The 26,530-nt window shown below is 61.3% G+C and carries 21 protein-coding genes and 1 tRNA gene; 9 read left to right on the top strand and 13 right to left on the bottom strand.

Features of this window, described 5'->3' with window-relative positions:
- Positions 1-96: 96 nt before the first annotated feature.
- Complete coding sequence (locus tag JH25_RS17100; protein ID WP_032877822.1) at positions 97-2,382, top strand: TonB-dependent receptor; 2,286 nt, start codon at positions 97-99, stop codon at positions 2,380-2,382.
- Positions 2,383-2,518: 136 nt separating this feature from the next.
- Positions 2,519-5,044 (top strand): PepSY domain-containing protein, encoded by a 2,526-nt coding sequence (locus JH25_RS17095; protein WP_032877823.1) that lies wholly within the window; start codon positions 2,519-2,521, stop codon positions 5,042-5,044.
- A 69-nt stretch (positions 5,045-5,113) separates the two neighbouring features.
- Here JH25_RS17095 and JH25_RS17090 read toward each other — a convergent pair whose 3' ends face one another.
- The 4 genes from JH25_RS17090 to ptsP all read right to left on the bottom strand — a co-directional run bounded on the left by JH25_RS17090 (position 5,114) and on the right by ptsP (position 12,296).
- Entirely contained in the window at positions 5,114-6,655 is a 1,542-nt protein-coding gene (locus JH25_RS17090) for an alkaline phosphatase D family protein (RefSeq protein ID WP_032877824.1), read from the bottom strand.
- Between the two features lie 131 nt (positions 6,656-6,786).
- Positions 6,787-8,505 carry a PTS fructose-like transporter subunit IIB gene (locus JH25_RS17085; protein ID WP_032877825.1) on the bottom strand — a complete coding sequence of 573 codons (1,719 nt, stop codon included), beginning with the start codon at positions 8,503-8,505 and terminating at the stop codon, positions 6,787-6,789.
- Between the two features lie 11 nt (positions 8,506-8,516).
- On the bottom strand, positions 8,517-9,437 hold the full coding sequence (pfkB, locus tag JH25_RS17080; protein ID WP_032877826.1) for a 1-phosphofructokinase: 921 nt from the start codon (positions 9,435-9,437) through the stop codon (positions 8,517-8,519).
- On the bottom strand, positions 9,438-12,296 hold the full coding sequence (gene ptsP, locus JH25_RS17075) for a phosphoenolpyruvate--protein phosphotransferase (protein ID WP_032877828.1): 2,859 nt from the start codon (positions 12,294-12,296) through the stop codon (positions 9,438-9,440).
- A 293-nt stretch (positions 12,297-12,589) separates the two neighbouring features.
- On the opposite strand from ptsP, the gene cra reads away from it, so the two are divergent.
- Together cra and JH25_RS17065 are read left to right on the top strand one after the other, a co-directional pair.
- The gene (gene cra / locus JH25_RS17070) at positions 12,590-13,585 is read left to right on the top strand and encodes a catabolite repressor/activator (protein WP_032877829.1); all 996 of its coding nucleotides are present in this window, start codon (positions 12,590-12,592) and stop codon (positions 13,583-13,585) included.
- 2 nt (positions 13,586-13,587) lie between these two features.
- Positions 13,588-14,364 carry a TatD family hydrolase gene (locus JH25_RS17065; RefSeq protein WP_032877831.1) on the top strand — a complete coding sequence of 259 codons (777 nt, stop codon included), beginning with the start codon at positions 13,588-13,590 and terminating at the stop codon, positions 14,362-14,364.
- Here the strand turns inward: JH25_RS17065 and JH25_RS17060 are convergent.
- The 5 genes from JH25_RS17060 to JH25_RS17040 form a co-directional block, all read right to left on the bottom strand.
- Positions 14,311-14,739, bottom strand: coding sequence for a hypothetical protein (locus JH25_RS17060; RefSeq protein WP_032877832.1), 429 nt, complete (start codon positions 14,737-14,739; stop codon positions 14,311-14,313). The two genes, JH25_RS17065 and JH25_RS17060, sit on opposite strands and share 54 nt — an antisense overlap.
- 125 nt (positions 14,740-14,864) lie before the next feature.
- Positions 14,865-16,895 carry a methyl-accepting chemotaxis protein gene (locus tag JH25_RS17055; protein WP_032877834.1) on the bottom strand — a complete coding sequence of 677 codons (2,031 nt, stop codon included), beginning with the start codon at positions 16,893-16,895 and terminating at the stop codon, positions 14,865-14,867.
- Between the two features lie 546 nt (positions 16,896-17,441).
- Positions 17,442-18,278 carry a regulatory signaling modulator protein AmpE gene (gene ampE / locus JH25_RS17050; protein ID WP_032877836.1) on the bottom strand — a complete coding sequence of 279 codons (837 nt, stop codon included), beginning with the start codon at positions 18,276-18,278 and terminating at the stop codon, positions 17,442-17,444.
- Positions 18,275-18,838: a 1,6-anhydro-N-acetylmuramyl-L-alanine amidase AmpD gene (ampD, locus tag JH25_RS17045; protein ID WP_005784693.1), complete on the bottom strand. Its 564-nt coding sequence runs from the start codon at positions 18,836-18,838 to the stop codon at positions 18,275-18,277. Before ampD ends, ampE begins: the two co-directional genes overlap by 4 nt.
- 61 nt (positions 18,839-18,899) lie before the next feature.
- Entirely contained in the window at positions 18,900-21,053 is a 2,154-nt protein-coding gene (locus JH25_RS17040) for a DUF1631 domain-containing protein (RefSeq protein ID WP_032877837.1), read from the bottom strand.
- A gap of 245 nt (positions 21,054-21,298) precedes the next feature.
- Here JH25_RS17040 and nadC point away from each other — a divergent pair, with 245 nt between their 5' ends.
- Positions 21,299-22,147: a carboxylating nicotinate-nucleotide diphosphorylase gene (gene nadC, locus JH25_RS17035; RefSeq protein WP_032877839.1), complete on the top strand. Its 849-nt coding sequence runs from the start codon at positions 21,299-21,301 to the stop codon at positions 22,145-22,147.
- A gap of 74 nt (positions 22,148-22,221) precedes the next feature.
- Here nadC and JH25_RS17030 read toward each other — a convergent pair whose 3' ends face one another.
- The 3 genes from JH25_RS17030 to JH25_RS17020 form a co-directional block, all read right to left on the bottom strand.
- Positions 22,222-22,527 (bottom strand): DUF6388 family protein, encoded by a 306-nt coding sequence (locus JH25_RS17030; protein ID WP_032877840.1) that lies wholly within the window; start codon positions 22,525-22,527, stop codon positions 22,222-22,224.
- Between the two features lie 150 nt (positions 22,528-22,677).
- Positions 22,678-22,750 (bottom strand) — tRNA-Thr (locus JH25_RS17025).
- 63 nt (positions 22,751-22,813) lie between these two features.
- Positions 22,814-23,227 (bottom strand): pilin, encoded by a 414-nt coding sequence (locus JH25_RS17020; RefSeq protein ID WP_005784685.1) that lies wholly within the window; start codon positions 23,225-23,227, stop codon positions 22,814-22,816.
- A gap of 199 nt (positions 23,228-23,426) precedes the next feature.
- Between JH25_RS17020 and JH25_RS17015 the strand changes: the two genes are divergently transcribed.
- From JH25_RS17015 to yacG, 4 genes are read left to right on the top strand one after another with little or no spacing between them, the layout of a single operon-like run.
- The gene (locus tag JH25_RS17015; protein WP_032877841.1) at positions 23,427-24,635 is read left to right on the top strand and encodes a type II secretion system F family protein; all 1,209 of its coding nucleotides are present in this window, start codon (positions 23,427-23,429) and stop codon (positions 24,633-24,635) included.
- Positions 24,632-25,498, top strand: coding sequence for a prepilin peptidase (locus JH25_RS17010; protein ID WP_032877843.1), 867 nt, complete (start codon positions 24,632-24,634; stop codon positions 25,496-25,498). The genes JH25_RS17015 and JH25_RS17010 overlap by 4 nt, the downstream gene beginning before the upstream one ends.
- The gene (gene coaE, locus JH25_RS17005) at positions 25,495-26,118 is read left to right on the top strand and encodes a dephospho-CoA kinase (RefSeq protein ID WP_032877844.1); all 624 of its coding nucleotides are present in this window, start codon (positions 25,495-25,497) and stop codon (positions 26,116-26,118) included. Before JH25_RS17010 ends, coaE begins: the two co-directional genes overlap by 4 nt.
- A complete protein-coding gene (gene yacG / locus JH25_RS17000; RefSeq protein WP_003188437.1) occupies positions 26,115-26,315 on the top strand; it encodes a DNA gyrase inhibitor YacG in 201 nt (66 codons plus the stop codon). Before coaE ends, yacG begins: the two co-directional genes overlap by 4 nt.
- Here the strand turns inward: yacG and JH25_RS16995 are convergent.
- Positions 26,312-26,527, bottom strand: a complete 216-nt coding sequence (locus JH25_RS16995) for a hypothetical protein (RefSeq protein ID WP_003171680.1) — start codon at positions 26,525-26,527, stop codon at positions 26,312-26,314. The genes yacG and JH25_RS16995 overlap by 4 nt on opposite strands.
- Positions 26,528-26,530: the final 3 nt, after the last annotated feature.

The raw sequence follows: 26,530 nt of genomic DNA on the forward strand, positions 1-26,530 counted from the left end.
TGTAAATTCGATGCGAATAGCAATACCTCTCAATTGATACAAAGTCTTGTTGGCCCTATATTCCGCGGCCTCACATCCTTGGGGAAGGGACACGTCATGTCGCGCACTACGCTAATAACAACCGCCAGTTCACCACGTATGCTGGCCTCGGCCATCGGCGTTGCCCTCAGCGCCAGCTCTGCCGCCCACCTGGCGCAGGCAGCAGAAAACACCGAGCAAAAAGGCGAGCGCAACCCTATCTCCCTCGGCGCCACCAACATTACCGGCCAGGACCAGGACAACACCTCCTATCAGGTGGAAAAAGCCTCGTCGCAGAAATACACCGCGCCGCTGGTGGACACACCGCGTTCGGTCACCGTGGTGCCGCAACAAGTACTCAAGGACACTGCCGCCACGTCGTTGCAGGACGCCTTGCGCACCGTACCGGGCATTACCTTCGGCGCCGGTGAAGGCGGCAACCCCCAAGGCGATCGCCCGTTCATTCGTGGTTTTGATGCCCAAGGCGACACTTACCTGGACGGCGTGCGCGACACCGGCGGCCAGAGCCGCGAGATCTTCGATATCGAGTCCATCGAAGTCAGCAAGGGCCCGAACTCCTCGTTCGGCGGCCGTGGTTCGGCCGGTGGTAGCCTCAACCTGGTGAGCAAAACCCCACAAGCACGTGACTTCACCAACGGCGGCTTTACCTACGGCTCCGACCAGACCCGCCGCTACGTGCTCGACGTGAACCGCCAGTTCCTCGACGACAGCGCCGCCTTCCGCCTGAACCTGATGAGCCACGAACAAAACGTGGCAGGCCGCGATGCGGTGAACTACGACCGCTGGGGTGTAGCCCCGTCGCTGACGTTTGGCCTGGGCACGCCGACCCGCGTCAACCTCAGCTATTACCATATGGAAAGCGATGACCTGCCGGATTCGGGGATTCCGTATGGTTATGGCTCCTCGACCGCCACCGCCCACGCGCACGACAAACCCAACGACGGCGGCGACAGCAACAATTTCTACGGTTTGAAAAGCCGCGACTTCCGCAAGACCCGCGCCGACATCAGCACGTTCTCCATCGAGCACGACCTGAACGACAACATGACGCTGAAAAATACCCTGCGCCATGGCAGCACCGGCCAGGACTATGTGCTGACACAACCGGACGACAGCAAACTCAACGTCAACAAGTTCGGCACCGTATGGCGTCGTGCCAATAGCCGTGTTTCCACGACCACCACAACCACCAACCAGACCGACCTGTTTGGCAGCTTCCAGGCGCTGGGCTTCAAGCACAGCTACTCCACCGGCCTGGAATTCACCGGTGAAGAGACCCGTGTCAGCGGCTATACCGTCAGCCCCAACGCCAACCCGGTGTGCAACCCGGCCAAGGGCAGCCTGGGCGGCCAGTGCACCTCACTGAGCAACCCGAACCCGGACGACGCCTGGAACGGCAGCGTTGCGCGCAACTACATGGGCACCAACACCAAGGCCACCAGCCGCGCCGCCTATGTGTTCGACACCATCGAGCTGGATCCGAAATGGCTGCTGAACGTGGGCCTGCGTTACGACACCTTCGATACCGAGGCCAACAGCAACGCCGTGGCCGGACGCTCCAAGATCAAGGACGACAGCCAGTTCTTCAACTGGCAGGCCGGCCTGGTGTGGAAGCCGCTGGAGAACGGCAGCATCTACGCTTCCTACGCGACCTCGGCCACGCCTGCCGGTGGCCTGATCGGCGAAGGCTCCGACGGCAACCCACTGTCAGCCGGTGCCGCCACCAGCGACTTGCAGCCCGAAGAAACCGTCAACTATGAACTGGGCACCAAGTGGGACCTGTTCCACGATCGCCTGTCTCTGACCGCAGCTATCTTCCGCACCGAGAAGAAAAACACCCGCATCCTGGTGGACGCTCTCACCTACCAGAACGCCGGTGAATCTCAGGTCGACGGCATCGAGTTGTCCGCCAGCGGCAAGATCACAGATAAATGGCAGTTGTTTGCGGGCTACAGCTACCTGGACAGCGAGCTGGTCAAATCCGGCCTGAACGGGCGTAACGGTGTAGTGAGTGCCGGCTCCAACAAAGGCAACCAGATGCCCAACACGCCGAAGAACTCCTTCAGCCTGTGGACCACCTACGACCTCACCCCCAAGCTGACAGTCGGCGGCGGCGCGTTCTACGTCGATGAGGTTTACGGCGATGCAGGCAACACCGTGTACGTACCCTCCTACACTCGCTACGACGCCATGGCCAGCTACAAGCTGACCAAGAACGTCGACCTGCAATTGAACGTGCAGAACCTGACCGACAAGACCTACTACGACAAGGCCTACTCGGCGCACTTCGCCAACCAGGCGGCCGGTCGTACCGCCCTGTTGACCACCAGCTTCCACTTCTAAACGCAGTCAATGCTCGACCCAAGGCCCCACGCATCGGATGCGTGGGGCTTTTGTGTGTAAAACAGAATTTTTCTCGATAACCCACGGCATAATGCGCGCCGTGACATCGATATCCAGATCAGCGAGGCGCTCCGACGTGTTGAAGAAAACCCTGTTTCAGTTGCACTGGTTCTTCGGCATCACTGCCGGGCTGGTGCTGGCCTTGATGGGGATCACCGGGGCTGCGTACTCGTTCCAGGATGAAATCCTGCGGGCCCTCAACCCCACAGTATTGAACGTACAGAAACGCGAAGCCGGCGTACTGCCGCCTGCCGAGCTGGTGCGCAAGCTGGAGGCCACCGAAGGCAAGAGCGTCGCGATGCTGTGGGTAGAAAGCGACAGTGGCAATGCCGGCCGGGTGTCCTTCACCCCGCCACCGGGGGAGCGTCGTGGCCAGATGCGCTACTTCGACCCGTACACCGGCGACTACCTGGGCGACGCCGTCGGCCAGGATGTATTCGGCTTTATCCTGCAACTGCACCGCTTCCTCGCCATCGGCGACACTGGGCGCAATATCACGGGCGCCTGCACCCTGATCCTGGTGTTTTTCTGCCTCTCTGGTTTGTACCTGCGCTGGCCGCGCCAGGTAAAAAGCTGGCGCGTGTGGCTGACCCTGGACTGGCGCAAAAAGGGCCGCAGCTTCAACTGGGATCTGCACTCGGTGTTCGGCACCTGGTGCCTGCTGTTCTATCTGCTGGCGGCACTGACCGGGCTGTATTGGTCCTACGACTGGTACAACCAGGGCGTGACCAAACTGCTCTCCGATGCGCCGCAGAACGAGCGGATGCGTAAACGCGGCCCGCCGCCCCCGGGCCCTGCCCCGGTGGCCAACTACGAGGCGATCTGGAGCAGCATCTACAGCAACGCCGGCCCCGACCTGAGTGCCTACAATATCCGTATGCCGGCCGTCGCCGGGCAACCGGCAACCGTGTACTACCTGCTCAAGGATTCACCCCATGACCGTGCGCTGAACCAGATCAACCTGGACCCGGCCACCGGTGAGGTCAAATCCCATGATCGCTATGCCAGCAAGAGCCTCAAGGCTCAACTGCTGACCAGCGTCTATGCGTTGCACACCGGCAGTTATTTCGGCCTGATCGGGCGCATCGTGCTCACCGTCAGCTCGCTGCTCATGCCCCTGTTTTTCCTCACTGGCTGGCTGTTGTACCTCGACCGTCGTCGCAAGAAACGCCAGGTACGCGAAGCCCGCCAAGGTTTGAGTGCCCCTCACAGCGATGCGCCGGCCTGGCTGATCGGGTTTGCCAGCCAAAGCGGCTTTGCCGAACAGTTGGCCTGGCAGACTGCCGGGCAATTGCAGGCCGCCGGCGTTGTGGTCAAGGTGCAGCCCCTGGGCAGCGTCAGCCGCGACGACCTCAGCCAATCGCAACATGCGCTGTTTGTGGTCAGCACCTTCGGCGACGGCGAAGCCCCCGACAGCGCCCGTGGTTTCGAGCGCAGCGTGCTCGGCCAGGACCTGCCCCTCAAAGGCTTGAATTACTCGGTACTGGCCCTGGGTGATCGGCAGTATGAACACTTCTGTGGCTTCGCCCGGCGCCTGCATTTCTGGCTGACCAACCAGGGCGGCAACCCGCTGTTTGCCCCGGTGGAAGTCGACAGCGGCGACGCAGTGGCCTTGCACACCTGGCAACAGCAACTGGGCCAGCTCACCGGTCACGGATCCGCGGCAGCCTGGCAGGCAGACCCGTACGAAAACTGGACGTTGAGCCAACGCCGCCTGCTCAACCCCGGCAGCGCGGGGGCCGATGTCTACCTGCTAGGTCTCACTCCACCCTCGCCTCAGAGCTGGCTCGCCGGTGACTTGGTGGAGGTCTTGCCGCGCAATTGTCCGTGGGCCGTGGAGCATTTCCTCGACGGCCTCGGCCTGGCCGGCAGTGACGGCGTGTTGATCGACGGCTTGGCACAAACGCTCGATCAAGCCCTGGCCAACCGTCAACTGCCGGACAACCGTGCACACCTGGTCGGCTTGCATGCCCAAGCCCTGGTGGACGCACTGGTGCCCCTGGGTATGCGCGAATATTCCATCGCCTCGATTGCCAGCGACGGCGTGCTGGAACTGATCGTGCGCCAGGAACGCCACCCCGACGGCAGCCTGGGCCTGGGCTCCGGCTGGCTGACCGAACACGCCGCCATCGGTTCGGGTATCAGCCTGCGCCTGCGCCGCAACAGTGCCTTCCACCTGCCGGACGCTCCCGTGCCGTTGATCCTGCTGGGCAACGGTACCGGCCTTGCGGGCCTGCGCAGCCTGCTCAAGGCGCGTATTGCCGATGGCCAGCAGCGTAACTGGTTGCTGTTTGGCGAGCGCAATATCGCCCACGATTACCTGTGCCAGGACGAACTGCAAGGCTGGCTCGCCAGTGGCGACCTGGCGCTGCTGGAGCTGGCGTTTTCCCGGGACCAGGAAGAGAAGATCTACGTACAGGATCGCCTGCGCGAATCGGCAGATGTGTTGCGCAAATGGCTGGCGGACGGCGCGGCGATTTATGTGTGCGGCAGTTTGCAAGGGATGGCGACGGGGGTGGATCAGGCGTTGGTGGATATCCTGGGCAGTGAGGCGGTGGAGCGCTTGATTGAACAGGGCCGCTATCGCCGGGATGTCTACTGACCCGTCAGGCAATGAAGATCAATTGTGGGAGGGGGCTTGCTCCCTCCCACAGTTTTAACTGCATTCCAATCAGGCAGGTTGCAGTTTTTGCTCAAACACCGAAACGCCATCGAGATCGCGCAAAATGACGGTCAACTCCCCCGTCTGCCCATCAATCTGCACTTCACCAAAAAACTGAAAGCCAGCAAACGGCGAGGTGTTTTGCGCAGGCGGCGCTTTCTCGAACACCACTTGCGGGCCAAAGGTTTTATCCAACGGATTCGGCCCGAAGCTGCCGGCATTCAGCGGCCCTGCCACAAACTCCCAAAACGGCTCGAAATCCTGGAACGCCGCCCGGTCCGGGTGGTAGTGGTGCGCCGCGCAGTAGTGCACATCGGCCGTCAGCCACACATGGTTGCGCACCTTCTGCGCACGCAGAAAGCCAAGCAGTTCGGCAATCTCCAGCTCACGCCCTTGCGCCGGGCCGGGGTCGCCATTGGCGATGGCTTCCCAACGCGCCACGCCGGGGCTGACTTCACCGTCGGGCACGCCCAGGCCGATCGGCATGTCGGCGGCGATCACCTTCCACTGCGCCTGCGACGCCTTGAGTTCGCGCTTGAGCCAGTCCAGTTGCTGGCGGCCGAGGAAGGGTTTTTCGCCGCCCAGGTTGTCATCATTCGGCCCACGATAGCTGCGCATATCCAGCACAAACACGTCCAGCAGCGGCCCGTAACTGAGCTTGCGATAAATACGCCCGCCGCCGTCGGCACTCTGGCGGCGCATCGGTGAATATTCCAGCCAGGCCTGCCGCGCACGGCCGACCAGGGTATTGATGTCGCGGGTCTGGTAACGCTCATCCAGTTGCTTGCTGGAGGACCAGTTATTGATCACCTCATGATCGTCCCACTGCCAGATCTGCGGCACTTGGGCATTGAAGCGGCGCACGTTTTCATCCAGCAGGTTGTAGCGGTAATTGCCGCGATACTCATCGAGGGTTTCCGCCACTTTGCTCTTGGCCTCGGTGGTGATATTGCGCCAGATACGTCCGCCTTCGGTGGTCAACTGCGCGGGCACCGGGCCGTCGGCGTAGATGGTGTCGCCGCTGTGGATAAAAAAGTCTGGCAGGCGCAGGCGCATGGCTTCGTAGATACGCATACCGCCAATCTCCGGGTTGATGCCGAAGCCTTGGCCAACGGTGTCGCCGCTCCATACAAAGCGGATATCGCGACGCTGTTGCGGCTCGCTGCGCAAGTGACCGAACCAGGGCTCGCTGGCGACACCGGTCTGGGCGTCTTCGAAGTGAACACGGTAGAAGATCGACTGATCGACCGGCAAACCGGTGAGCTCGACACGGGCAGTAAAGTCGCTGCGGCTGTCGGCCAGCGGGGAAACCAATCGGCGGGGGTTGCTGAACACACTGCGCGTATCCCACTCCACCACCATCTTCGCGGGGCGGTCGCTGCGGCTCCAGATCATCGCACGGTCGCCGAGCAGGTCGCCCGATTGCACGCCATCCGTGAGTTGCGGCCGGTCCTTCACCGAAGCGATCACCGCCGGGGCCAGGCCCGGCAACAACAGGCCGGCGCCCACGGCTTGCATCACGCGGCGGCGGCCGAGATCGAAGTGGCTCATGCAGGTGCCCTCTTGAGTATCAAAAGGGCCACTAAAGCATGATGGGATGAAACGAAGATGACACCGGCCTTACAAACAATGGAGATCCAAATGTGGGAGGGGGCTTGCTCCCTCCCACATTCTGAATCCCATCAGCCCCTGGCAGCAGTGACCGTCAGCTCCACGGCTTCCGGTCGCTTGAGCAGCGCATACACCAACCCCGTCAACACACTGCCCGCCACAATCGCCAGCAAGTACAACAACGCGTGGTTCATCGCATTCGGAATCACCAGCACAAACAACCCGCCATGGGGCGCGGCCAACTTGCAGCCGAAGTACATCGACAGCGCACCGGTCAGCGCGCCACCGGCGATGCTGGCCGGGATCACGCGCAGCGGGTCTTTGGCCGCGAACGGGATCGCGCCTTCGGAGATAAAGCACAGGCCCAGGATCATCGCGGCCTTGCCGGCTTCGCGTTCAGTCTGGGCGAACTTGCGCCGAGCCAATAACGTAGCGATGCCCATGCCAATCGGCGGCACCATGCCGGCAGCCATGGTCGCGGCCATCGGTGCGCCGCTCGACGCCGCCAGCAGGCCGACAGAAAACGCATACGCCGCCTTGTTGATCGGCCCGCCCAAATCCACGCACATCATGCCGCCGAGCAAAATGCCCAGCAGCACTGCGTTGGTAGTGCCCATGGTGCTGAGAAAATCGGTGAGACCCGTCAGCAAACGTGCGACCGGCGGGCCCACCAGGTAGATCATCACCAGGCCGGTGAACAGGCTGGCCAGCAACGGGATGATCAGGATCGGCTTGAGCGCCTCCAGGCTCTGGGGCAATTGCACCGCACGGCTGATCAGCTTGACGCAGTAACCCGCGACGAAACCGGCCAGGATGCCGCCGATAAACCCAGCCCCCAGCGTCCCCGCCAGCAAGCCGCCGATCATGCCCGGCGCCAGGCCAGGACGGTCGGCGATCGAGTAGGCGATGTAGCCCGCCAGCAGCGGTACCATCAGCAGGAATGCCTGGTCACCGACGCTTTTCAGCGCCGCTGCCAAGGTGCCTGGCTGTTCGAAAGCATGGATGCCGAACACAAATGACAAGGCGATCAACAAGCCCCCCGCCACCACCATCGGCAACATGTACGACACGCCAGTGAGCAGGTGCTTGTAGACCCCGGTTTTCTCCGACTTGGCCGGCGCGCCACTGCCGGCGTTTTCCACCGCGCCTTCAGCCAGGGCTTTGTTAAGGATGGCTTCGGATTGCTTGAGGGCGATGCCGGTGCCACAGCGGTAAATTTTCTTGCCGGCAAAACGCTCGGTGGCGACTTCAATATCCGCCGCCAGCAACACCACGTCGGCCTCGGCGATGGCTTGCGGGCTCAGCGGTGTGCGGGCGCCGACCGAGCCTTGGGTCTCGACCTGCAAGTCGTAGCCCAAGCGCTTGGCGGTCTGCTGCAAGGCTTCGGCGGCCATGAAGGTGTGGGCCACCCCGGTCGGGCACGCAGTAATCGCGACGATACGCGGCGCATTCTTCGCCGATACCGGGGCGTCACTGGCGACATACACCTGGGCCTCTTCAGCGCCCCGGCGCAATACGCCTTCGACATCTGCCAGCGCCTGGGCCGGTGTGGTCTGAAACACGCGTTTGCCGACAAAACGCTGCATATCCACCGGCGTGCTGCTGACCAGCAGTACCCACTCGGCATCATCGATCGTGGCTTGGGACAACTGACGTTCCGGGCGCTGCACATCAACGACCTCGACACTGGTGTGCAAGCCCATGCGCTGGGCGGCGGCGTCCAACAAGCGGGCGCACAGCACACTGGTGACCATGCCGTTGGGGCAGGCGGTAACAATGGCTAACTTCATCACAAACCCTCTTATTGTTCTGTCAGCGCGCGTACATCGACGCCGCTTTCCAGGCGCGCCAACTGCGCGTCATCGCTGATGCCAAAACCGATCTGCGTGACGGCCATCGCGGCAATCGCCGTGGCGCGGCGCAAAGTGTGCTCAGGCGTATCGCCACTGAGCAAACCGTGAAGCATCCCGGCCAGCAGCGAGTCGCCAGCGCCCACGGTACTGGCCACCGTCACCTTGGGTGGCGTGGCGTGTAGAGCCGCGCCTGGGCGGTACCAGGTCACGCCTGCGGCGCCGTCGGAGACCACCACATGCTCGACGCCTTGCTGATGCAGTCGGCTGATCGCATCGGTGGCATTATCCAGGGCCTCTGCCAGCTCTTCGGTATTGGGTTTGACCAGCCACGGGCCAGCCTGCAAACCAGCGCGCAACGCTTCACCACTGGTGTCCAGGGCGACTTTCAAACCGAGGTCTTTCAACTGACCCAACAGTGCTTGAAACCACTGCGGGCTGACGCCGCGCGGCAAGCTACCGGCCACCACCACCGCATCGAATTGCGCACCCTTCTTCGCGATCATCTCAAGCAGCGCTGTTTGCGCCGCTTCACTCACCAGCGGCCCCGGCGCATTGATATCGGTGACACGTCCGTCCTGTTCGGCAATCTTGATATTGCTGCGGGTTTCGCCCGGCACGCGGACGAACGCATCGCCAAACCCGCGGCTGGCGATCAGCGCGTCGAAAGCCTGAGGGTTCGCGTCACCGAGAAACCCGCCAACGCTGACGTGGTGGCCCAGGTCGGCCAGCACCTGCGCCACATTCACGCCCTTGCCGGCCGCGTGGGTCAACATCGCCTCACTGCGATTGACTGCACCGGGCTCCAGGCGCGCCAGGCGCACCGTCAGGTCCAACGCCGGGTTCAGCGTCAGGGTCAGAATCTTCGCCATCTACACGGCCTCCACTAGGGCACGCACTTGCGCGGGCGAACCCACCGCCAGTGCTTGTTGCGCCAGGCCCTGGGCCTCGCTCAGACTGAATTCGCGCACCCGCGCCTTCACTTCAGCAATGCTGCGGGCCGACACGCTCAACTCATCCACCCCCAGGCCGACCAGCACCGGCACCGCCAGCGGGTCTGCCGCCAACTCACCGCACACGCCGACCCATTTGCCATGGGCATGGGCGGCGCGCACGGTGATGTCGATCAGTTGCAAGACCGCTGGGTGCAAGCCATCGGCCTGGGCCGACAGGGTCGGGTGGCCGCGGTCGATGGCCAGGGTGTACTGGGTCAGGTCGTTGGTGCCGACGCTGAAGAAGTCGACTTCCTTGGCCAGTACCGGCGCCAGCAAGGCGGCTGACGGCACTTCGATCATGATGCCCAGTTGCAAATCGGCGACCGGGATTTCCAGGCGCAGGCGCTCGGTCATGTCGCGGGCGGCGCGCCATTCATCCACGCTGCCGACCATGGGGAACATGATGCGCAGCGGCCGGTTATCCGCCGAACGCAGCAGTGCCCGCAATTGCGCTTCCATGATCTGCGGGCGTTGCAAGGTCAGGCGAATGCCGCGCACGCCAAGGAAGGGGTTTTCTTCCTGGGCGATGGGCCAATAGGGCAAGGGCTTGTCGCCGCCTACATCGAGGGTGCGCACCACCAGCGGGCGACCGCCGAGCCCATCGAGGACGCGGCGGTACTCGGCTTCCTGGGTAGCCTCGTCCGGCGCCTGAGGGTGGGCCATGAAAATCAGTTCGGTGCGCAGCAGGCCAATGCCTTCGGCGCCCTGCTCCACCGCACTCGCCACACCGGCGCTTTCACCGATATTGGCGAACACTTCCACGGCGTGACCGTCACGGGTCAGCGCCGGCTCGTGGCGTTGAGCCGAGGCAGCTTGCAAGCGTTGTTCGCGGGTGTCGCGCTCCACGGTGGCGCGTTGCAGGGTAGCGGCGTCCGGGTCGACATGCAGGCGACCGCGCTGGCCGTCGAGCAGCAGTGGCGTACCGGCGCTCAGCAGCAGCACCGCAGCACCAGCACCGACCAAGGCGGGAATCCCCAGGGCGCGCGCGACGATGGCGCTGTGAGCGGTGGCACCACCGCGGGCAGTCAGAATGCCAGCTACGCGGGCCGGGTCCAGGCGCGCAACGTCCGAGGGGCCGACTTCATCCATCACCAGAATGTAGGGCTCGCTGGGTTCCTGGACGGTTTCGACACCGCACAACTGCGCCAGCACGCGACGGCCGATGTCACGCAGGTCAGCGGCGCGCTCGGCCAGCAAGGCGTCCTGCAAGGCTTCCTGCTGCTTGGCGGCGGCTTCGATCACGCTCATCCACGCAGCTTCCGCGCTTTCGCCCTGCTTGAGGCGGGTATCGACTTCGTCGGTCAGTTCCGGGTCGTCGAGCATCTCCTGATGAGTAATGAAAATCTCGCGGATGGCCTTGGCCTGGCTACGCTCGATCAGGCCCTGGATATCCTTACGCACATCGCCCAGGGCGGCGTGCAGGCGCTGGCGTTCGATGGCGGCAGACTCACCGCGCAGGGGGTAATCGAACAGCTGTGGAATCTGGATATGCGCCGGGCCGATGGCGATGCCCGGCGCGGCGGCGATGGCCTGGATCTGGCTGCCGCTCGATGGCGCGCTGAGCACCGGCTCGATATCCACAGGAGCAGGCTGGGCGCTCAGGGCCGGCAATGGTTCGACCTCTTCGCCAAGGCCCTCTTCGACCGCGGCCAACAGTGCAGGCAGTGCATCGCCGGCAATCGTCGGCTCGGCGACAAACTCCAGCACCTGGCCACGACGCGCACCGAGGCTGAGCAACTTGCTCAAACTTTTGACCGATACCGCGCCCACCGGTCCATCAACGATGCGCACGCGGATATCGCCGTCAAAACTTTTCGCCAGTTGCGCAAGGATCTTGGCCGGACGGGCGTGCAGGCCGTGGGCGTTGGCCAGGCTGATGCGGGCGCTGGGCCAGTCCGGTGGCAATTCGCCGCCCAGCACTTCCAGCACCGCACGGCTGCTGGTGGCACGCCCCAATTCCTGGCCGCGCCCTTCAATCAACAGGGCACACAAGCGTTCAAGCAAGGTTTGGTGGGCTTCGCCCAGGCTCGCCAGGCAGAACAGGCCGTGCAGCGGCTGGCCGAGGTAGCGCATGGGTTTGTCCGGCGTGACAAACGCCAGGCCCGGACGCTTGACTGTCTGTTCACTGTGCAACCACCACAGGCCATCGCCCAGGGGCAACGCGTCGACCTGTTGCAACACCGCAGCAAAACCATTGCTCACGCAGTCGGCCTGGCGCAGCAGGCGCGCCCCCCTCCATACCAACTCTTCAAAATCATCGGCAGACACGCCCAGGCTGATCATCTGCGCATCCAGCGCCAGTTCCTGGGGCGCACCTTGCAACAGCTTCAACAACGCTTCGGCGCTGCCGGCACGGCGCAACGCCTGGCCGAGGTCGGTTTCACCGAGGGCACGGGTCAGCAGTTGCAACAAGCGCAAGTGTTCGTCGGATTTGGCGGCGATGCCAATCGCCAGGTAGACGATCTGGCCATCGCCCCAGTCCACCCCTTCGGGGAACTGCAGCAGGCGCACACCCGTGGTGAACACCTGGTCGCGGGTCTCTGGCGTACCGTGGGGAATGGCAATGCCCTGGCCGAGAAAGGTTGAACCCTGGGCCTCACGGGCTTGCAGGCCGCTCAGATAGCCCTCGGCAACCAGGCCATCGGCCACCAGTTTGTCAGCGAGCAGGTGCAAGGCAGCAGATTTATCCACAGCCACCTGGCCCATGGATATCTGCTCTACAGTGAGCTCAAGCATGCCGTTCTCCTAGTTAGTGCGATGTGCGCACTAGGTATTGTTTTGAATAAATCAGCGCGAGACGTTCAAAAATAACTGACTGAGTGGTCAATTGGCAGTAGCCACTCAGCGGCGAACATCGTAAAAATACGCTTGCTGAAACGTTTAATCTAGAATTTATGGCAGATTACGCGTTAATTGCGCAAGCTTGAAGCACCACTCGGCACCTGTCGTGGGACATTGGTCGTGGGCTGGAATCGGTTACGATTGGACAAAATGTCGGGGCACGCTCTAAAAAACAAGGAAATCCCGGTTTGAAACTCAGTGATATTGCACGTCTGGCCGGTGTGTCCGTGACCACCGCCAGCTATGTCATCAATGGCAAGGCCGAACAGCAGCGCATCAGCAACGCAACCGTTGAGCGTGTGCGTGCCGTGGTCCAGGCCCATGGTTTTACCCCCAACCCTCAAGCCGCCGGGCTGCGCAGCCGGCATACGCGCACCCTGGGGTTCATCCTGCCAGACCTGGAAAACCCCAGCTACGCACGCATTGCCAAGCTGTTGGAGCAAGGCGCCCGGGCACGGGGCTATCAGTTGCTGATTGCCAGCTCCGATGACGAAGCCGACAGCGAACGCCAACTGCTGCAACTGTTCCGTGCGCGGCGTTGCGATGCGTTGTTCGTCGCCAGTTGCCTGCCGGCCAGCGATGACAGCTATCGAGACTTGCAAGCCAAGGGGTTGCCGGTGATTGCCATCGACCGGGTGATGGAGCCTGACCAGTTCTGCTCAGTGGTCAGCGATGATCACCAGGCCTGTCAGCAACTCACCAGCAGCCTGCTACAACCGCTGCCCAAGCAAATCGCGCTGATCGGCGCACGTCCCGAGCTGAGCATCAGCCAGGAACGTACTGCGGGTTTTCGTGAAGCGCTGCAAGACTTCACCGGCGAAGTGATCATCGAACAGGGCGAAGCCTTCAGCCGTGACTGTGGCCGACAGCTGATGGAGCAACTGCTGCAGCGCCTGGGGCATTTGCCTGACGCGCTGGTGACTACCTCCTACGTGCTGCTGCAAGGCGTGTTCGATGCGCTGCATGACTTCCCGCTCCGGTCGCGGCCGCTACGCCTGGGCACCTTTGGCGACACCCAACTGTTGGACTTCCTGCCGCTGCCAGTCAACGCCATGGCCCAGCAACATCAACTGATCGCCGAGACAGCTCTGCGCCTGGCCCTGGCGGCCATCGAAGAAGAACAGTACCAACCGGGTGTGCATGCGATTGGCCGCACGTTCAAGCAGCGCATTCACGAGGTCTGAACGTGGAGCTGATCGACACCCACACCCACCTGGACTTTGCGGACTTCGATCACGACCGCCCGCAAGTCCTCGCCCATAGCCGTGAACTCGGGGTACGGCGTCTGGTGGTACTGGGGGTGTATCAGAAAAACTGGCAGCGGCTGTGGGATCTGGTGCAGCAGGACGACGGTTTGTTCGCTGCCTTTGGTTTGCACCCGGTGTATCTCGATGAGCATCGCCCTGCCGACCTGCTGGAGCTGGGTGACTGGTTGACGCGCTTGCACGGCCATCGGCAACTCTGCGCCGTGGGCGAAATCGGTCTGGATTACTTCCTTGAGCACCTGGATCGCGAGCGCCAGCAAAGCCTGTTCGAAGCCCAGCTGAAACTCGCGGCGGATTTCCAACTCCCCGCCTTGCTGCATGTACGCCGCAGCCACGCCGTCGTGATTGCTACGCTCAAGCGCATCCGTCTACCGAGGGGCGGGATCATTCATGCGTTCGCCGGCAGCATTGAAGAGGCCCGCGAGTACATCAAACTGGGCTTCAAACTCGGTCTGGGCGGCGCCGCCACTTGGCCCCAGGCCCTGCGCATGCACAAGGTACTGGCACAATTGCCTCTTGAAGCCGTGGTACTGGAAACCGATTCGCCGGACATGGCCCCGGCCATGTATCCCAACCAGCGCAATTGCCCGCAACACCTGCCGGATATCTGCACCGCCCTGGCTGAGCGTATGGGCATCAGCCCTTTATTGCTGGGTGAGACGAGCACACGCAATGCGTGCGAGCTGTTCAACTGGTAGCGGGCTGATGACCTGCAAGTTCAAGGTCATCCTTTGCCGATAACGGGCGTAGCGCACGACCAGCAGATAAATCAACACCGCGACCAGCGAAATGTTCAGCTGCCCGATCACGCTGAGCAGCCCCAACCACTCTGCGAACAACGCCATCAGCAAGGTCGCGCACGTCAGCATGATCATGCCGGGCCGCACCAGCGCCCACTGGTCCAGGGCGCGAAACTGACGCAACTGCTTGTGGCAGCACAACTGCAGGCCCGAGTGGCAGTACGCACAGTCAAACGGTACTTCCATGGCGATGGCGTTCAGTTGCCAAGGCTTGAGTTCAAACGTCATGTTGCACTGGGCACAATGCCCTTTGATGCCGATTGCAGCGGCCATCGTCGTATCCCCTCGTGACCGTGACTGATGAAACAAATTCTCACCCATTCACGTCGCGATAAAACACAGCCCGGCAAATCAGGACAAATGCCACGTGATTCATGGCCCAGTCCCACAGAAAGTTCTTACACCCGAAACGCACCAATCAATTGCTTCAGCTCAATGACCTGCGCCGACAACTGCCGGCTGGCCGCTTCGGTCTGTTGGGCGCCTTGTGCTGCATGTTCACCGGCGCGGTTGATTTGGACAATATTCTGGTCGATGTCGTGAGCGACCGCCGTTTGCTGCTCCACGGCAGCGGCGATCTGCTGGTTCTGGTCAACAATCATGCCTACGGCACCGAGGATATTTTCCAGGGCGTGCTGGACCTTTTCCGACTGCCCTACCGTGCCACTCGCCATTTCATGGCTACTGCCCATCGCCTTTACCGCTGCGCCGACGCCGCTGTGCAAGCGGCTGATCATTTGTTCGATTTCTCCGGTGGAATGCTGGGTACGCCGGGCCAGGGTGCGCACCTCATCGGCCACTACGGCAAAACCGCGTCCTTGCTCACCGGCACGCGCAGCTTCGATGGCCGCGTTGAGCGCCAGCAAATTGGTTTGCTCGGCGATGCTCTTGATCACCTCCAATACGCTGCTGATGGACTGGCTATCGGCCGCCAACTGATTGATCACCCGCACCGACTCATCGATCTCCAAAGCCAGGCGTGCGATGCCGCTTTGTTGAGATTGCACCAGCGCCCGTCCGCTGACGGTTTCATCATTGACACTCTGTGCACTGTTGACCGCCGCCGCCGCGCTGCGCGCCACCTCCTGTGCGGTGGCAGACATCTGGTTCATCGCCGTTGCCACTTGTTCGATCTGGCTGCGCTGGCCGGATACCGCCTGGTTACTCTGTGCCGAAATCGTCTGCACCTGGCTGGCCTGCAACTCGACCTGGCTGACCGTATGCCCGACGCGCTCAATCAGGTCGTGGATCTTGGCCACGGTGCCATTGAATACTTGGCCCAGGTCTCCCAGCTCGTCGCGGCTGTGGGCGACGAAAGTGACCGTCATGTCACCGGCCGCGACTTTGTCCATCATCGCCCCCAGGCTGCGCAAGGTAGTGCGAGTGGAGACAAAGAAACCTGCATACAAGTAGAAGATCAGCGCAAATACCGCCACCAGGGCCGCGACCAGCAACACCATGTGCAGGCGGTTTTGCGTCAGACGCTGCTCCAGTTGCTGGCCGATGAACGCTAAGGTGGCGTCATCGAGTTGATAGGTCTTGGCCATCAGTTGACTGACGCCGTCGTAAAAACCTTGCCAAGGTGTATCCAGGGTCTCGGCCATCACTACCTGTTCTTCGAACAACTCACTGCCTTGCTTGAGGCTGGCCTGGCTGGCTTGCGCCAAGCTATCGAGTGCTGCATGCGCGGCGTTGCTGGCGCCCAGCGCGTCCTGCAGCTTCAAGCCGTATTCGCCCTGGAGCTTTTCCACCTGCTGCAGTAACTCGTCAAAGCGCGTACTGGAGGAGGAATTGATAAAGCCCTGGCCCAGGGAATACGCGCCCATCGCGCGGCCCTCACCGAGTAGTTGGGTGACCTGTGGGGTGACCGCAGTGACCAGGTCGCTGAGTTGGCGCAGGTCACTCTGCGCATCACGGCTCAAGCCGGCTTGGCTGGCGATGATTTGGCTGAGCATCTGGGCCTGGTTGAGTAACTTGCCGATCAACGCCGCTTTGTTGAGCAACGAGGTTTCCTGTTGCTGCGCCTTGAACGCGGCGATCAGCTCGTCGCGCTTGTTTTCAAAAACCTCGACTTGCTCGGGCTGCGTCGCCATGGCGTGCAACCCCTGCAACCGCTCCAGCACACCTTGCTCCAGGGCAGTGATCTGCGCTTCAAGATCAGCCGCCTTGCCGGACTGCCCGAGAATGACGTTGATCTGCACCTGGTTGTTGAGCGTTTCCAACTCACGGCGCAATGCCAGGCTGCTGCCAAGCAGGTCGAGACTTTGCAGTTCGATACGGGTGCCCTGAAATTCGCGCCACGAGTCACGCACCAGGTAATAGTTGGTCGCCAGCATCGGCAGCAGGAACAGCACGCTGATCAGGCTGAACTTCATGCCGAAGCTCAGGCGGTTCATCAGCGCGACGGCAGGATAGAGCAAGCTCATCACAGGTGATCTCCCCTTCTTTTATTGTTATTGAGGCGCAGGGCGGCGGCAGATAGCCACTATTTGGCGCTCTGTCTGTATAGCTCAATTCGAAGGGAAGTTTTGTAACGTAAGGTTAACGGCAGATCCGGAGAGCACATGTAGGAGGGCTTGCCCCCGTAACCACGATGCGAAGCGAGCCGCTCTTGATCTTGATCTGCTTTTGATCTTGATCTTAAGCGCCCCGTCAAACCACGCTGGCCGGAATTCGACAGGGATTTGGGGGGTAAACCGGCAGGGATGCCGGTTTAGCCGCCCCGCGCCATGGATGGCGCGTGGCGGCGGCCCCCCAAATCACTGGCGGATTACGGGCACACCGAGCCTAAGCGAGGTGCCGAGTGGTGGGGCAAGAGCCCTTTGGTTACTTTGGGGCTCTTTTCCAAAGTGACCCGCTGTAAAAGCGGAACCAACCGTGGCCGTTACCGCAGGAATGGATATGTACTCGGTCTGATCCAGCACCCTGGTTGGCCCGGAGGCCGCCATCGGGAGCAAGCCCACCTCCCACAGTGTTCAGGGCAACACAGTCCAAATGGCAAACCCGGCATACCACAACACCGCCGCACGCAGCAGCAGCTCCCACAACCGATCCAGGCTATTGATGCCGTCAGCCCCCACCACTGGAGGAGGGATTTCAGCCGCGGCCAGCCCGACCTTTTCCATCAACTGCGCCGCGCTGATGTCCCAGCTCAGCAGTTCGTGGAGCATCACCCGACTGACCCCGACAAAGTTGCCCACCAAAGCAAAGCTCGCCGCCAACAGGCGTACCGGCAACCAGTCAAACGCGTGACGCAACTGCGCGGCACGTTCAGCCACCAACGGGTTCTGGCTATGTTCGCTGGCCAGCGCCAACAGCCGGTAGGCCAAAGCCGCCACCGGGCCCAGCAGGAAATACCAGAAAATCACCGCAAAAAAGCTCTGGTACGCCTGCCACAACAGATAGCCCTGGACCCGCTCCAGCAATTGCTCGCCACTGTCGGCGCCAAGCTTCAGGTCGCGCTCGGCCACATGCTCTGCAGCTTGCAGGTCGCCACGTCGCCAGGCATCACGGAACGGCCCCAGCCCTGCCAATAAATCACCACGGCCCAGGCTATAGATCACCACCAGCATGTGCACCGGTAACGCCAACAGGCCATAGGCCACCGGCTCCAGTACCAACAACAACAGCGCCAGCAACGCTACCGGCAGCAGCACCAGCAGCGTCAGGATCAGCCAGGGTCGCTTGCCCATACGCGGGCTCGACTCCAGCTTGGCCAGCTCACGCAGCCATCCACCGTCACGCTGCAACCGCAGGCGCAAGGCCGAGAACTTCTCGATCCACACCGCCAGCACCAACACCAGGAAACTCATTGTTCGTGTCCTCCATCCTGCAGGGCGCCGAGAAAGCGCGCCCAATCAAAAGCGGGGCCCGGGTCAGTCTTGCGCCCCGGGGCGATATCGCTGTGACCACAAATACGTTGGCGAGTGATCTTTGGGTAAGCCTTGAGCAACTGGCGCGTCAGCTCGGTCAGCGCCGCGTACTGGGCATCGGTGAACGGCAGTTCGTCTGTGCCTTCCAGTTCGATCCCCAGCGAGAAATCATTGCACACCTCGCGCCCCTCGAAGCTGGAAATACCGGCGTGCCAGGCCCGGTCCCGGCACGAGACAAATTGCGTCACAGTGCCGTCACGTTCAATCAGAAAATGCGCAGACACGCGTAGGTGGTCGATACCGGCAAAGTAGGGATGCTCTGAAACATCCAGACGATTCTGAAAAAACTCTTGCACCTTGCCCGTGGCGAACTGCGCTGGAGGCAAGCTGATGTTATGCACCACCAACAGCGAGATTTCGCCTTCAGGGCGCTCGTTGAAATTGGGCGACGGGCAATGACGGATGCCCTGGCACCAACCGCTGGCGGGGTCCAACTGCATACAGGCTCCTGAAATGAGACGAGGTGTTACCAGTATGCCGCGTTCCACCCTGCGGTTGCGATCACTTGCCGCGTTTGAGTTGACGCAGGTCGCCCATCACCGCAGCCAGCGCACGCTCGAACAAAGGGCCATCATCCAGCGTGCGCAGCACACCACGCTTGAACGCATGGGCTAATTGGTCGGTAGTTTTTTCCAGAACCTTGAGCCCGGTGCGGCTGACGAAAATACAGGTATTGGCAGGCGGCATGATTGCCGTCAACTTGCAGCGCAGGGTGTTTTCCTGATCGTGCTGAAACGCTACCCAGGCGCCGATCTGCAACTGCCTGGCCTTGAGCAGGTCGGGGTCATCATCGGGCAGCGGCGCAACGACGGACGGCGCACCGGTGCCAAGCGTGAAGGACTCACGGACTTCGACCAGCACTTCGGCGCCGTCGCCCCCGAGACACTGAACATGCATGGTCTGCAACCGCCGGAAAAATTCACGGGTGCTGAAAGAGTCGAACGCCGCAGCGGCCAAACCGTCACGCAGCGCCTTGAGCAACGCGGGTAGTTGCTCAAGCAAATGCCGGCCCGCTTCGGTGTCTTCCCGCAGGCCGACGCTCCAGATCAACTCATCGAGGGTGCGCAGCGCTGCCTGCCATTGCAGCGACTGTCCGCCATGCTTGAGCATGGCCAATAGCAACACCTGGCTCCAGGCTTGCTGGAGGAATTGCACCACAAACTGCGGCAGAACCTTGCCCGCCAGCCTTCGATCAAGCACCTGCGCCACACGTTGGCGGGCAGCCTCGGTATGCAGGCGCTCCTGCTCGGCCTCTCGGGTATGGCGCTCAAGCAACTCGCTGCGCCTGGATTCATCAGCGGTAAACGCGCTGAATTGGGTCAGTAGCTGGGAGAAAATCGCCGGGTCTTCAACAAATTCATTCAATAAACGCTGCACGACCTGCTCGACACACAGGTACAGAGTATCGCGGGAGGCGTCTTCGGGCGGGTTCCAGCCCATGACGGCGCCCGCGATGTCATTGAGCAAGCGTCGCGCCGGATGGCGCGTGCAACTGAACAGGCTCTTGTCCAGCACGGCGACTTTCAGCAAGGGGATCTGCAAACGGGCGATCAGGCCCTTGAACGCGTCCGGCACGCTGCTATCACCGAGTATGAACGCGAACAGCATAGCGAACAGATTGATTACATCTTCGTCAGCATCTTCCAGGACCCGCGACTTGCCACTCTTGACGCTGACTCGGGTGAGCAGCTGTTCAAGCTGGTTACGCAGGTCGAAATCGTCTTCAGCCTCGGGCTCGGGGACGTACTGCTGCAAATGCGACAGTAGGCGTAGCAGATCACGGGTGGCAATGGGTTGCGGCTCGGCACTGGCTTCGAGGGTCGGCGCCACGCTGCCACGCACGGCTTGCAGTAACTTCTGCAATGCGCTGAACGCTTGCTGGCCGCTTTGATCGAGCGGCGGGTCGACGATCGGCTGGCTGGCGCGTTGGTGTTCCCGGCTGGCGCGCCCGCCGGGACGACGGGATGGCACGGCCTTGAGTTCAGGCAGTACACCAACGGCGACCAGCAGTTGATTGGCTTCGCCATACAACAGGTCCGCGTCACTTAGCACGTATTTTTCAAAGAGCTTGAGCATGATCAGTTTGACGCGGATTTCCACCCCCAGACTGCGCCCTGCCTGCAGGAAAAACTCACAGAGCAGTGCCGGACCCAGTGGGTTGGTATGGTCATCCAGTTGCCGGCCCAGCAATCGGCTCATGCGCGCGCTTAACTGTCCCAGGGCCAAGCCATCACGATGTCGCACCCGACCGAGCATCGCCTCAAGGGCTACGGCTTTTTCCATATCGTCGGCACTGGTACCGGATACCGCTTCGTAGGACACCACCGGCACCAGGTGCAGATCGCCGCTTCCGGCCTGGCCCAGATTGGCGAAGGCGACAAACAGCTGCTCCATGAACACGCGTTCGAAGTTCTTGCGCTTGAGGCGCAGGTCGCGCATTGCTTCGAAAAAAATATGATGGTCGACGGTGCTTCGGGCCTTGTCAGCCATTTCGAACAGGGTGTCGTCGGCGTTATCGAACAGTTCCTGCAAACCCTGCTGCAATTGTTGCGCGGCCTTGTCACGCACCTGCAGCAACACCACCGGCAGGCGCGCGAGCGGCGATGGCGTGGCCTGTGCCCTGTTGATAGGCACCACCTTTCCGTCATTGTGCATCCTGGCCTCCTGAAACGGCGGTGTTGAGAGGGGCAAAGAACGGGGCAGGCACGGCAGTGCGCTGCAAATAAACCGGCTACCACCTCGACGTCAAAGCTATGACGCCAATTGAAAGGCGCGAGATTATCTTGCAAATGAGGGGGGTTGCGCCAGCAAACTCTGCCTTTACGCTGTAAATGAGCGGCGCGCTGGGTTCGAACGCACGCAGCCCCTATAATCCAGGCACTTTGTTTGTGGAGCCTGTTATGCCGAACCTCCGTCTTGCCGACCTCACCGCCGAAATCGAAGCCAACGTGCGCCGCGCACTGCTGGAAGACATCGGCAGTGGCGATATCACCGCGCAGTTGATCCCCGCCGAACGGCTGGCCAAGGCCACGATCATTACCCGCGAAGCGGCTGTTATTGCCGGTACGGCCTGGGTGGATGCGGTATTTCGCCAACTGGACCCACGGGTCGCCGTGCATTGGCAGGTGGCCGACGGTGAACGTGTGAGCCCCAACCAGGCGCTGTTCCACCTTGAAGGCCCGGCACGCTCGCTGCTCACAGGTGAACGCAGTGCGCTGAATTTTTTGCAGATGCTGTCAGGTGTAGCCACCCGAGCGCAGTTCCTCGCGGACTTTGTCGCCAGCACCCAGGTCAAGCTGCTGGACACCCGCAAGACATTACCGGGCCTGCGCCTGGCGCAAAAATACGCGGTCACCTGTGGCGGTTGCCACAATCACCGCATCGGGCTGTATGACGCGTTCCTGATCAAGGAAAACCATATTGCCGCCTGCGGTGGCATTGCCCAGGCGATTACGGCCGCCCACAAGATCGCCCCAGGCAAGCCGGTGGAAATCGAAGTGGAAAACCTGGATGAGTTGCGCGAAGCCCTGGCGGCGGGAGCCGACATCATCATGCTCGATGAACTGAGCCTGGTAGACATGCGCGAGGCCGTGCGCTTGAACGCCGGCAAGGCCAAGCTGGAAGCCAGCGGCGGGATCAATGAAAGCACCCTGCTGCCTATCGCTGAAACCGGTGTGGACTTCATCTCCATCGGCGCGATGACCAAGGATGTGAAGGCAGTGGATCTGTCGATGCGCCTCAGTATCTGAGTAGTTGCCAGCTGCAAGCTGCAAGAAGGCTGCGAGACAACTTGCCGCTTGCAGCTTGAAACTCGCGCCTGCTTTTAAACTACAAGATTATTCATCTCGCAGTACTCTTCCCATTCGACGCCCAGCACCTCGGCCGCCTCTTTATGCAAGGCCAACCGCGCAGCTTCGAATTCTTCCGGTGTCGAGGTGTACTTGAGGGTCAACTCCCAAGGCTGGAGGCTCTGGCTCTCTGCCTCATCCTCGAATGCCCACTGAATCTGATCGCGCTGGTCGTCAGCGCTCAGGTCCTTGATCTCTTCTTTAAGCTGCGGCGACTCCTCAAGGTATTGCTTGAGTGCTTCTTCGTGACGCGCTTGCTGGGTTATCTCAGTCGTGGTCATGTCGTTCTCTTGGATCGAGGAATGGGGATGCATCTGGGTCATCTAGGTTGCGCAGATACAAAAGAGCGAGCACGAATGCCGACTCGTCTGGCCTTCAGAACCATTCTGGGATCATCTGAAAACATTGCCTTTGAAGCAGTGGTGCGCTTTTGCCCGAGACAGGAATCGAACCTGCGACCTTCGCGTTACGAGTGCGCTGCTCTACCGGCTGAGCTACACGGGCGGTGGGCTAAAGCTAGCACTGCATTGGTCATGCAGCAACTGACTCGCTCACCGCCCGGCGCCATCACGCGCCGTTGGCAGAGCAGCCCTTGGCAACGTACTGCGGATCCGCTGTGGTAGCACAGGTCCATCCGCTGGTTGCGTTGCGGGTCAAGGTGATGGTCTTGCCGAGCACGGGCGCTGGCGCATCGAGGATTTCACAGCTGATGGAGCCGGCGCCCGAGGCTACATCTCCTGTCACGTCGATCTTGCAATTGGCAGTGGGGCTGTTGCCACCGATCAACGACACAGTGGGCACAGTGCCCTGGTTGATGACGTCTTCATAACCGGCCTTCAACGCGCTGATTTCAGCCAGCCCCGCCGTAAACTTGGCCTTGGCCTGGTGCTTGGTGTACATGGGCAAACCGATCGTGGCCAAAATGCCGATGATTGCCACAACGATCAACAACTCGATCAAGGTAAAGCCTTTTTGACGCATCTCTTTCACTCTCCAGAATAAAACCATGACAAGGCGCGTCCTGCGCCCCGAAGTGTGCAACGGCGCCAGTGTACCCACCACCACGAAGCCCATCGCCTGCAAGACGCACATTCTGACACTTTATCCCATAACACCAGCCGCCCCGAATCCGCCACCTGACTACGCTATAAATTCTTCACTGCCGGGTGCGCAAACCGATATGAACGACACGTCAACGATCTATGCCTGGGAAGGCATCAACCGCAAAGGACGCAGGGTGACCGGGCAAACCGCTGGCGACAGCCTTGCGCTGATCAAGGCACAACTGCGCCAGCAAGGGATCTGCCCCGAGCGTGTGCGCAAGAGGCCTCGATCACGTTCGGCTTTCACCCCGCGAATCCTGCCAGCCGATATCGCCCTGTTTACCCGACAGTTGGCGACCTTGCTCAAAGCCGGGATCCCGCTGCTGCAAGCCTTCGACATCATCAGTGAGGGTTTTGAAAACCAGCAGGTGCGTGAACTGGTCAAGGCGTTGAAACAACAGATCGCCAGCGGCAATAACCTGGCCGCAGCGCTACGCCTGCACCCGCGTTATTTCGATGACCTGTACTGCAACCTGGTAGCTGCCGGAGAACAGGCCGGGGCTCTGGAAACCCTGCTGGAGCGCGTGGCGATTCATCTGGAAAAAAGCCAACAGCTCAAAGCCAGGATCAAAAAAGCCATGACTTACCCTGTCGCAGTCCTGGTAGTCGCGACACTGGTCAGCACAGTGCTGTTGATACACGTCGTGCCTCAGTTCCAGCATCTGTTTGCCGGGGTCGATAGCCAACTGCCCGGGTTTACCCTGGGGGTCATTGCCCTGTCCGAGTTCTTGCAACAAGCGTGGTGGATACTCGTGCTGGGCCTGGCCGTGGGGGTGGGCGGGCTGCGCCACGCCTACCGCCGTTACCCTGGCTTTCGCCATTGGCTGCAAGCGAGTTTGTTGAAAGCGCCTCTGGCAGGCAAACTGCTGCAAAAAACCGCCGTCGCCCGCTACGCCCGCACGCTTTCGACCACGTTTGCAGCGGGTGTCCCGCTGGTCCAGGCACTGGGCTCGGTAGCCGGAGCCGTCGGCAATGACCCCTTCAAACAGGCAATCGAACGTATGCGCCACGATGTATCCACAGGCATGCAGTTGAATCAATCCATGCACAGCTGCGGTTTGTTTCCCGGCATGGCGATCCAGATGACCGCCATTGGAGAGGAGTCCGGCACCCTGGACCGGATGCTGGAAAAAGTCGCGAACCACTACGAGTCGGACGTAGACACCCTGGTCGATAACCTCACCAGCCTGATGGAGCCGCTGATCATGGTTGTCCTGGGGGCCATTGTCGGCGCGCTGGTGATTGCGATGTACCTGCCGGTATTTCAATTGGGTACGACCTTTTGAGCCTGCTGCTGAGCGAGCAGCACTGGGCGTTTGCCTGCATGGCACTGGTGCTCGGCCTGATCATCGGCAGTTTCATCAACGTGCTGGTCTGGCGCCTGCCCAAAATGCTCGAACGCGAATGGCGTGCCCAGGCCCATGAGGTCCTCGGCCTGCCAACCGAGCCCGCCGGTCCGGTGTACAACCTGATGCGCCCGAACTCCTGCTGTCCGCGCTGCAACCAGCCGATTCAGCCCTGGGAAAATATTCCGCTGCTCAGCTTCCTGATGCTCCGGGGTCGTTGCGCCCATTGCCGTGACCCCATCAGCGTCCGCTATCCCCTGACCGAAGTGACGTGCGCGCTGATCACTGCCGCTGTTGCCTGGCATTTCGGCTTCGGCTGGCAAGCCGCTGCGGTGATGTTGCTGAGCTGGGGCTTGCTGGCCATGAGCCTGATTGACCTGGACCACCAATTGCTGCCGGACGTGCTGGTCCTGCCGCTGCTCTGGCTGGGGCTGGTTATCAACAGCGCTGACCTGTTGGCGACACTGCCCGACGCACTGTGGGGCGCGGTCATTGGCTACATGAGCCTATGGAGCGTGTTCTGGTTGTTCAAGCTGGTCACCGGCAAGGATGGCATGGGCCATGGCGATTTCAAGTTATTGGCATTGCTGGGAGCCTGGGGTGGCTGGCAGATCCTGCCGATGACGTTGCTGATGGCCTCACTGATGGGCGTGTTTGCAGGGCTGATCCTGCTGCGTTTGCGCAAGGCCCAAACGTCGACGCCGATGCCCTTTGGGCCGTGCCTGGCAATTGCCGGCTGGATTGCATTGCTCTGGGGTGGTCAAATAACCGACTTCTATTTGCAGTCTGTCGGTTTCAGATGACCACTTCTGTCGCAACACCCTGGATTCTTGGCCTCACAGGCGGCATTGGCAGCGGCAAAAGCGCTGCGGCCGAGCACTTTATCGACCTGGGCATCGACCTGGTGGACGCCGATCATGCTGCCCGCTGGGTCGTCGAACCCGGGAGGCCGGCTCTGGCGCGCATTGCCGAGCATTTCGGCGACGGCGTGCTCCTACCCGACGGCCAGCTGGATCGCGCAGCGCTGCGCAAACTGATCTTTGAGGTACCGCAAGAACGTTTGTGGCTGGAAGCCTTGCTGCACCCGCTGATTGCCGAGGAAATTCGCAGCCACCTGGCACGCGCCCAGTCGCCTTACGCGATCCTGGTGTCACCGCTGCTGATCGAGTCCGGCCAATACAGCATGACCCAGCGCATCCTGGTGATCGACGTGCCGCAATCGCTGCAGATTCAGCGTACCCTGCAGCGCGATGGCATCAGCGAACAACAGGTGCAGGCGATTCTCAAGGCTCAATCGAGCCGCGAAGACCGCCTGAACCATGCCGATGACGTGCTGGTCAACGATAAGGACCTTGCCTGGCTGCACGGCGAGGTCGAGCGACTGCACCACTTTTACCTTACTTTGCGTGGAGGCCGATCATGAGCCAACCCTTGACCGTCGACTGCCCAACCTGCGGTGCACCCGTGGAATGGAAAGCGACCAACCTCAACCGGCCGTTCTGCTCGGACCGTTGCAAGCTTATCGACCTGGGTGCCTGGGCCGCTGAAGAACACAAGATTCCGGTGGCCCCGGACGCCGAAGATGAACTGTTTTCCGAAGACCTGCCGCCGCGCCACTAAGGCCGCATAAAGGCATATTCCTGCTGGTCGTCGAGGTTTTCTGCAAGGTATTGCAACTCGTCGGCCAGGTCTTCAAAACTGCGTACACCCTTGCTTTGCTGCACCACCGCACTGAGCATGGCGCGCAAGGTCAAGCCGGGGTCAAAACCGATTTCCTGCGCTGCGTCCTGGCTTCTGCGCAACTCCTGCCGTGCCCACTCGTACACACTCATGAT

It is taken from the genome of Pseudomonas sp. BRG-100 (assembly GCF_000737955.1).
GTDB classification, from domain to species: Bacteria; Pseudomonadota; Gammaproteobacteria; order Pseudomonadales; family Pseudomonadaceae; genus Aquipseudomonas; species Aquipseudomonas synxantha_A.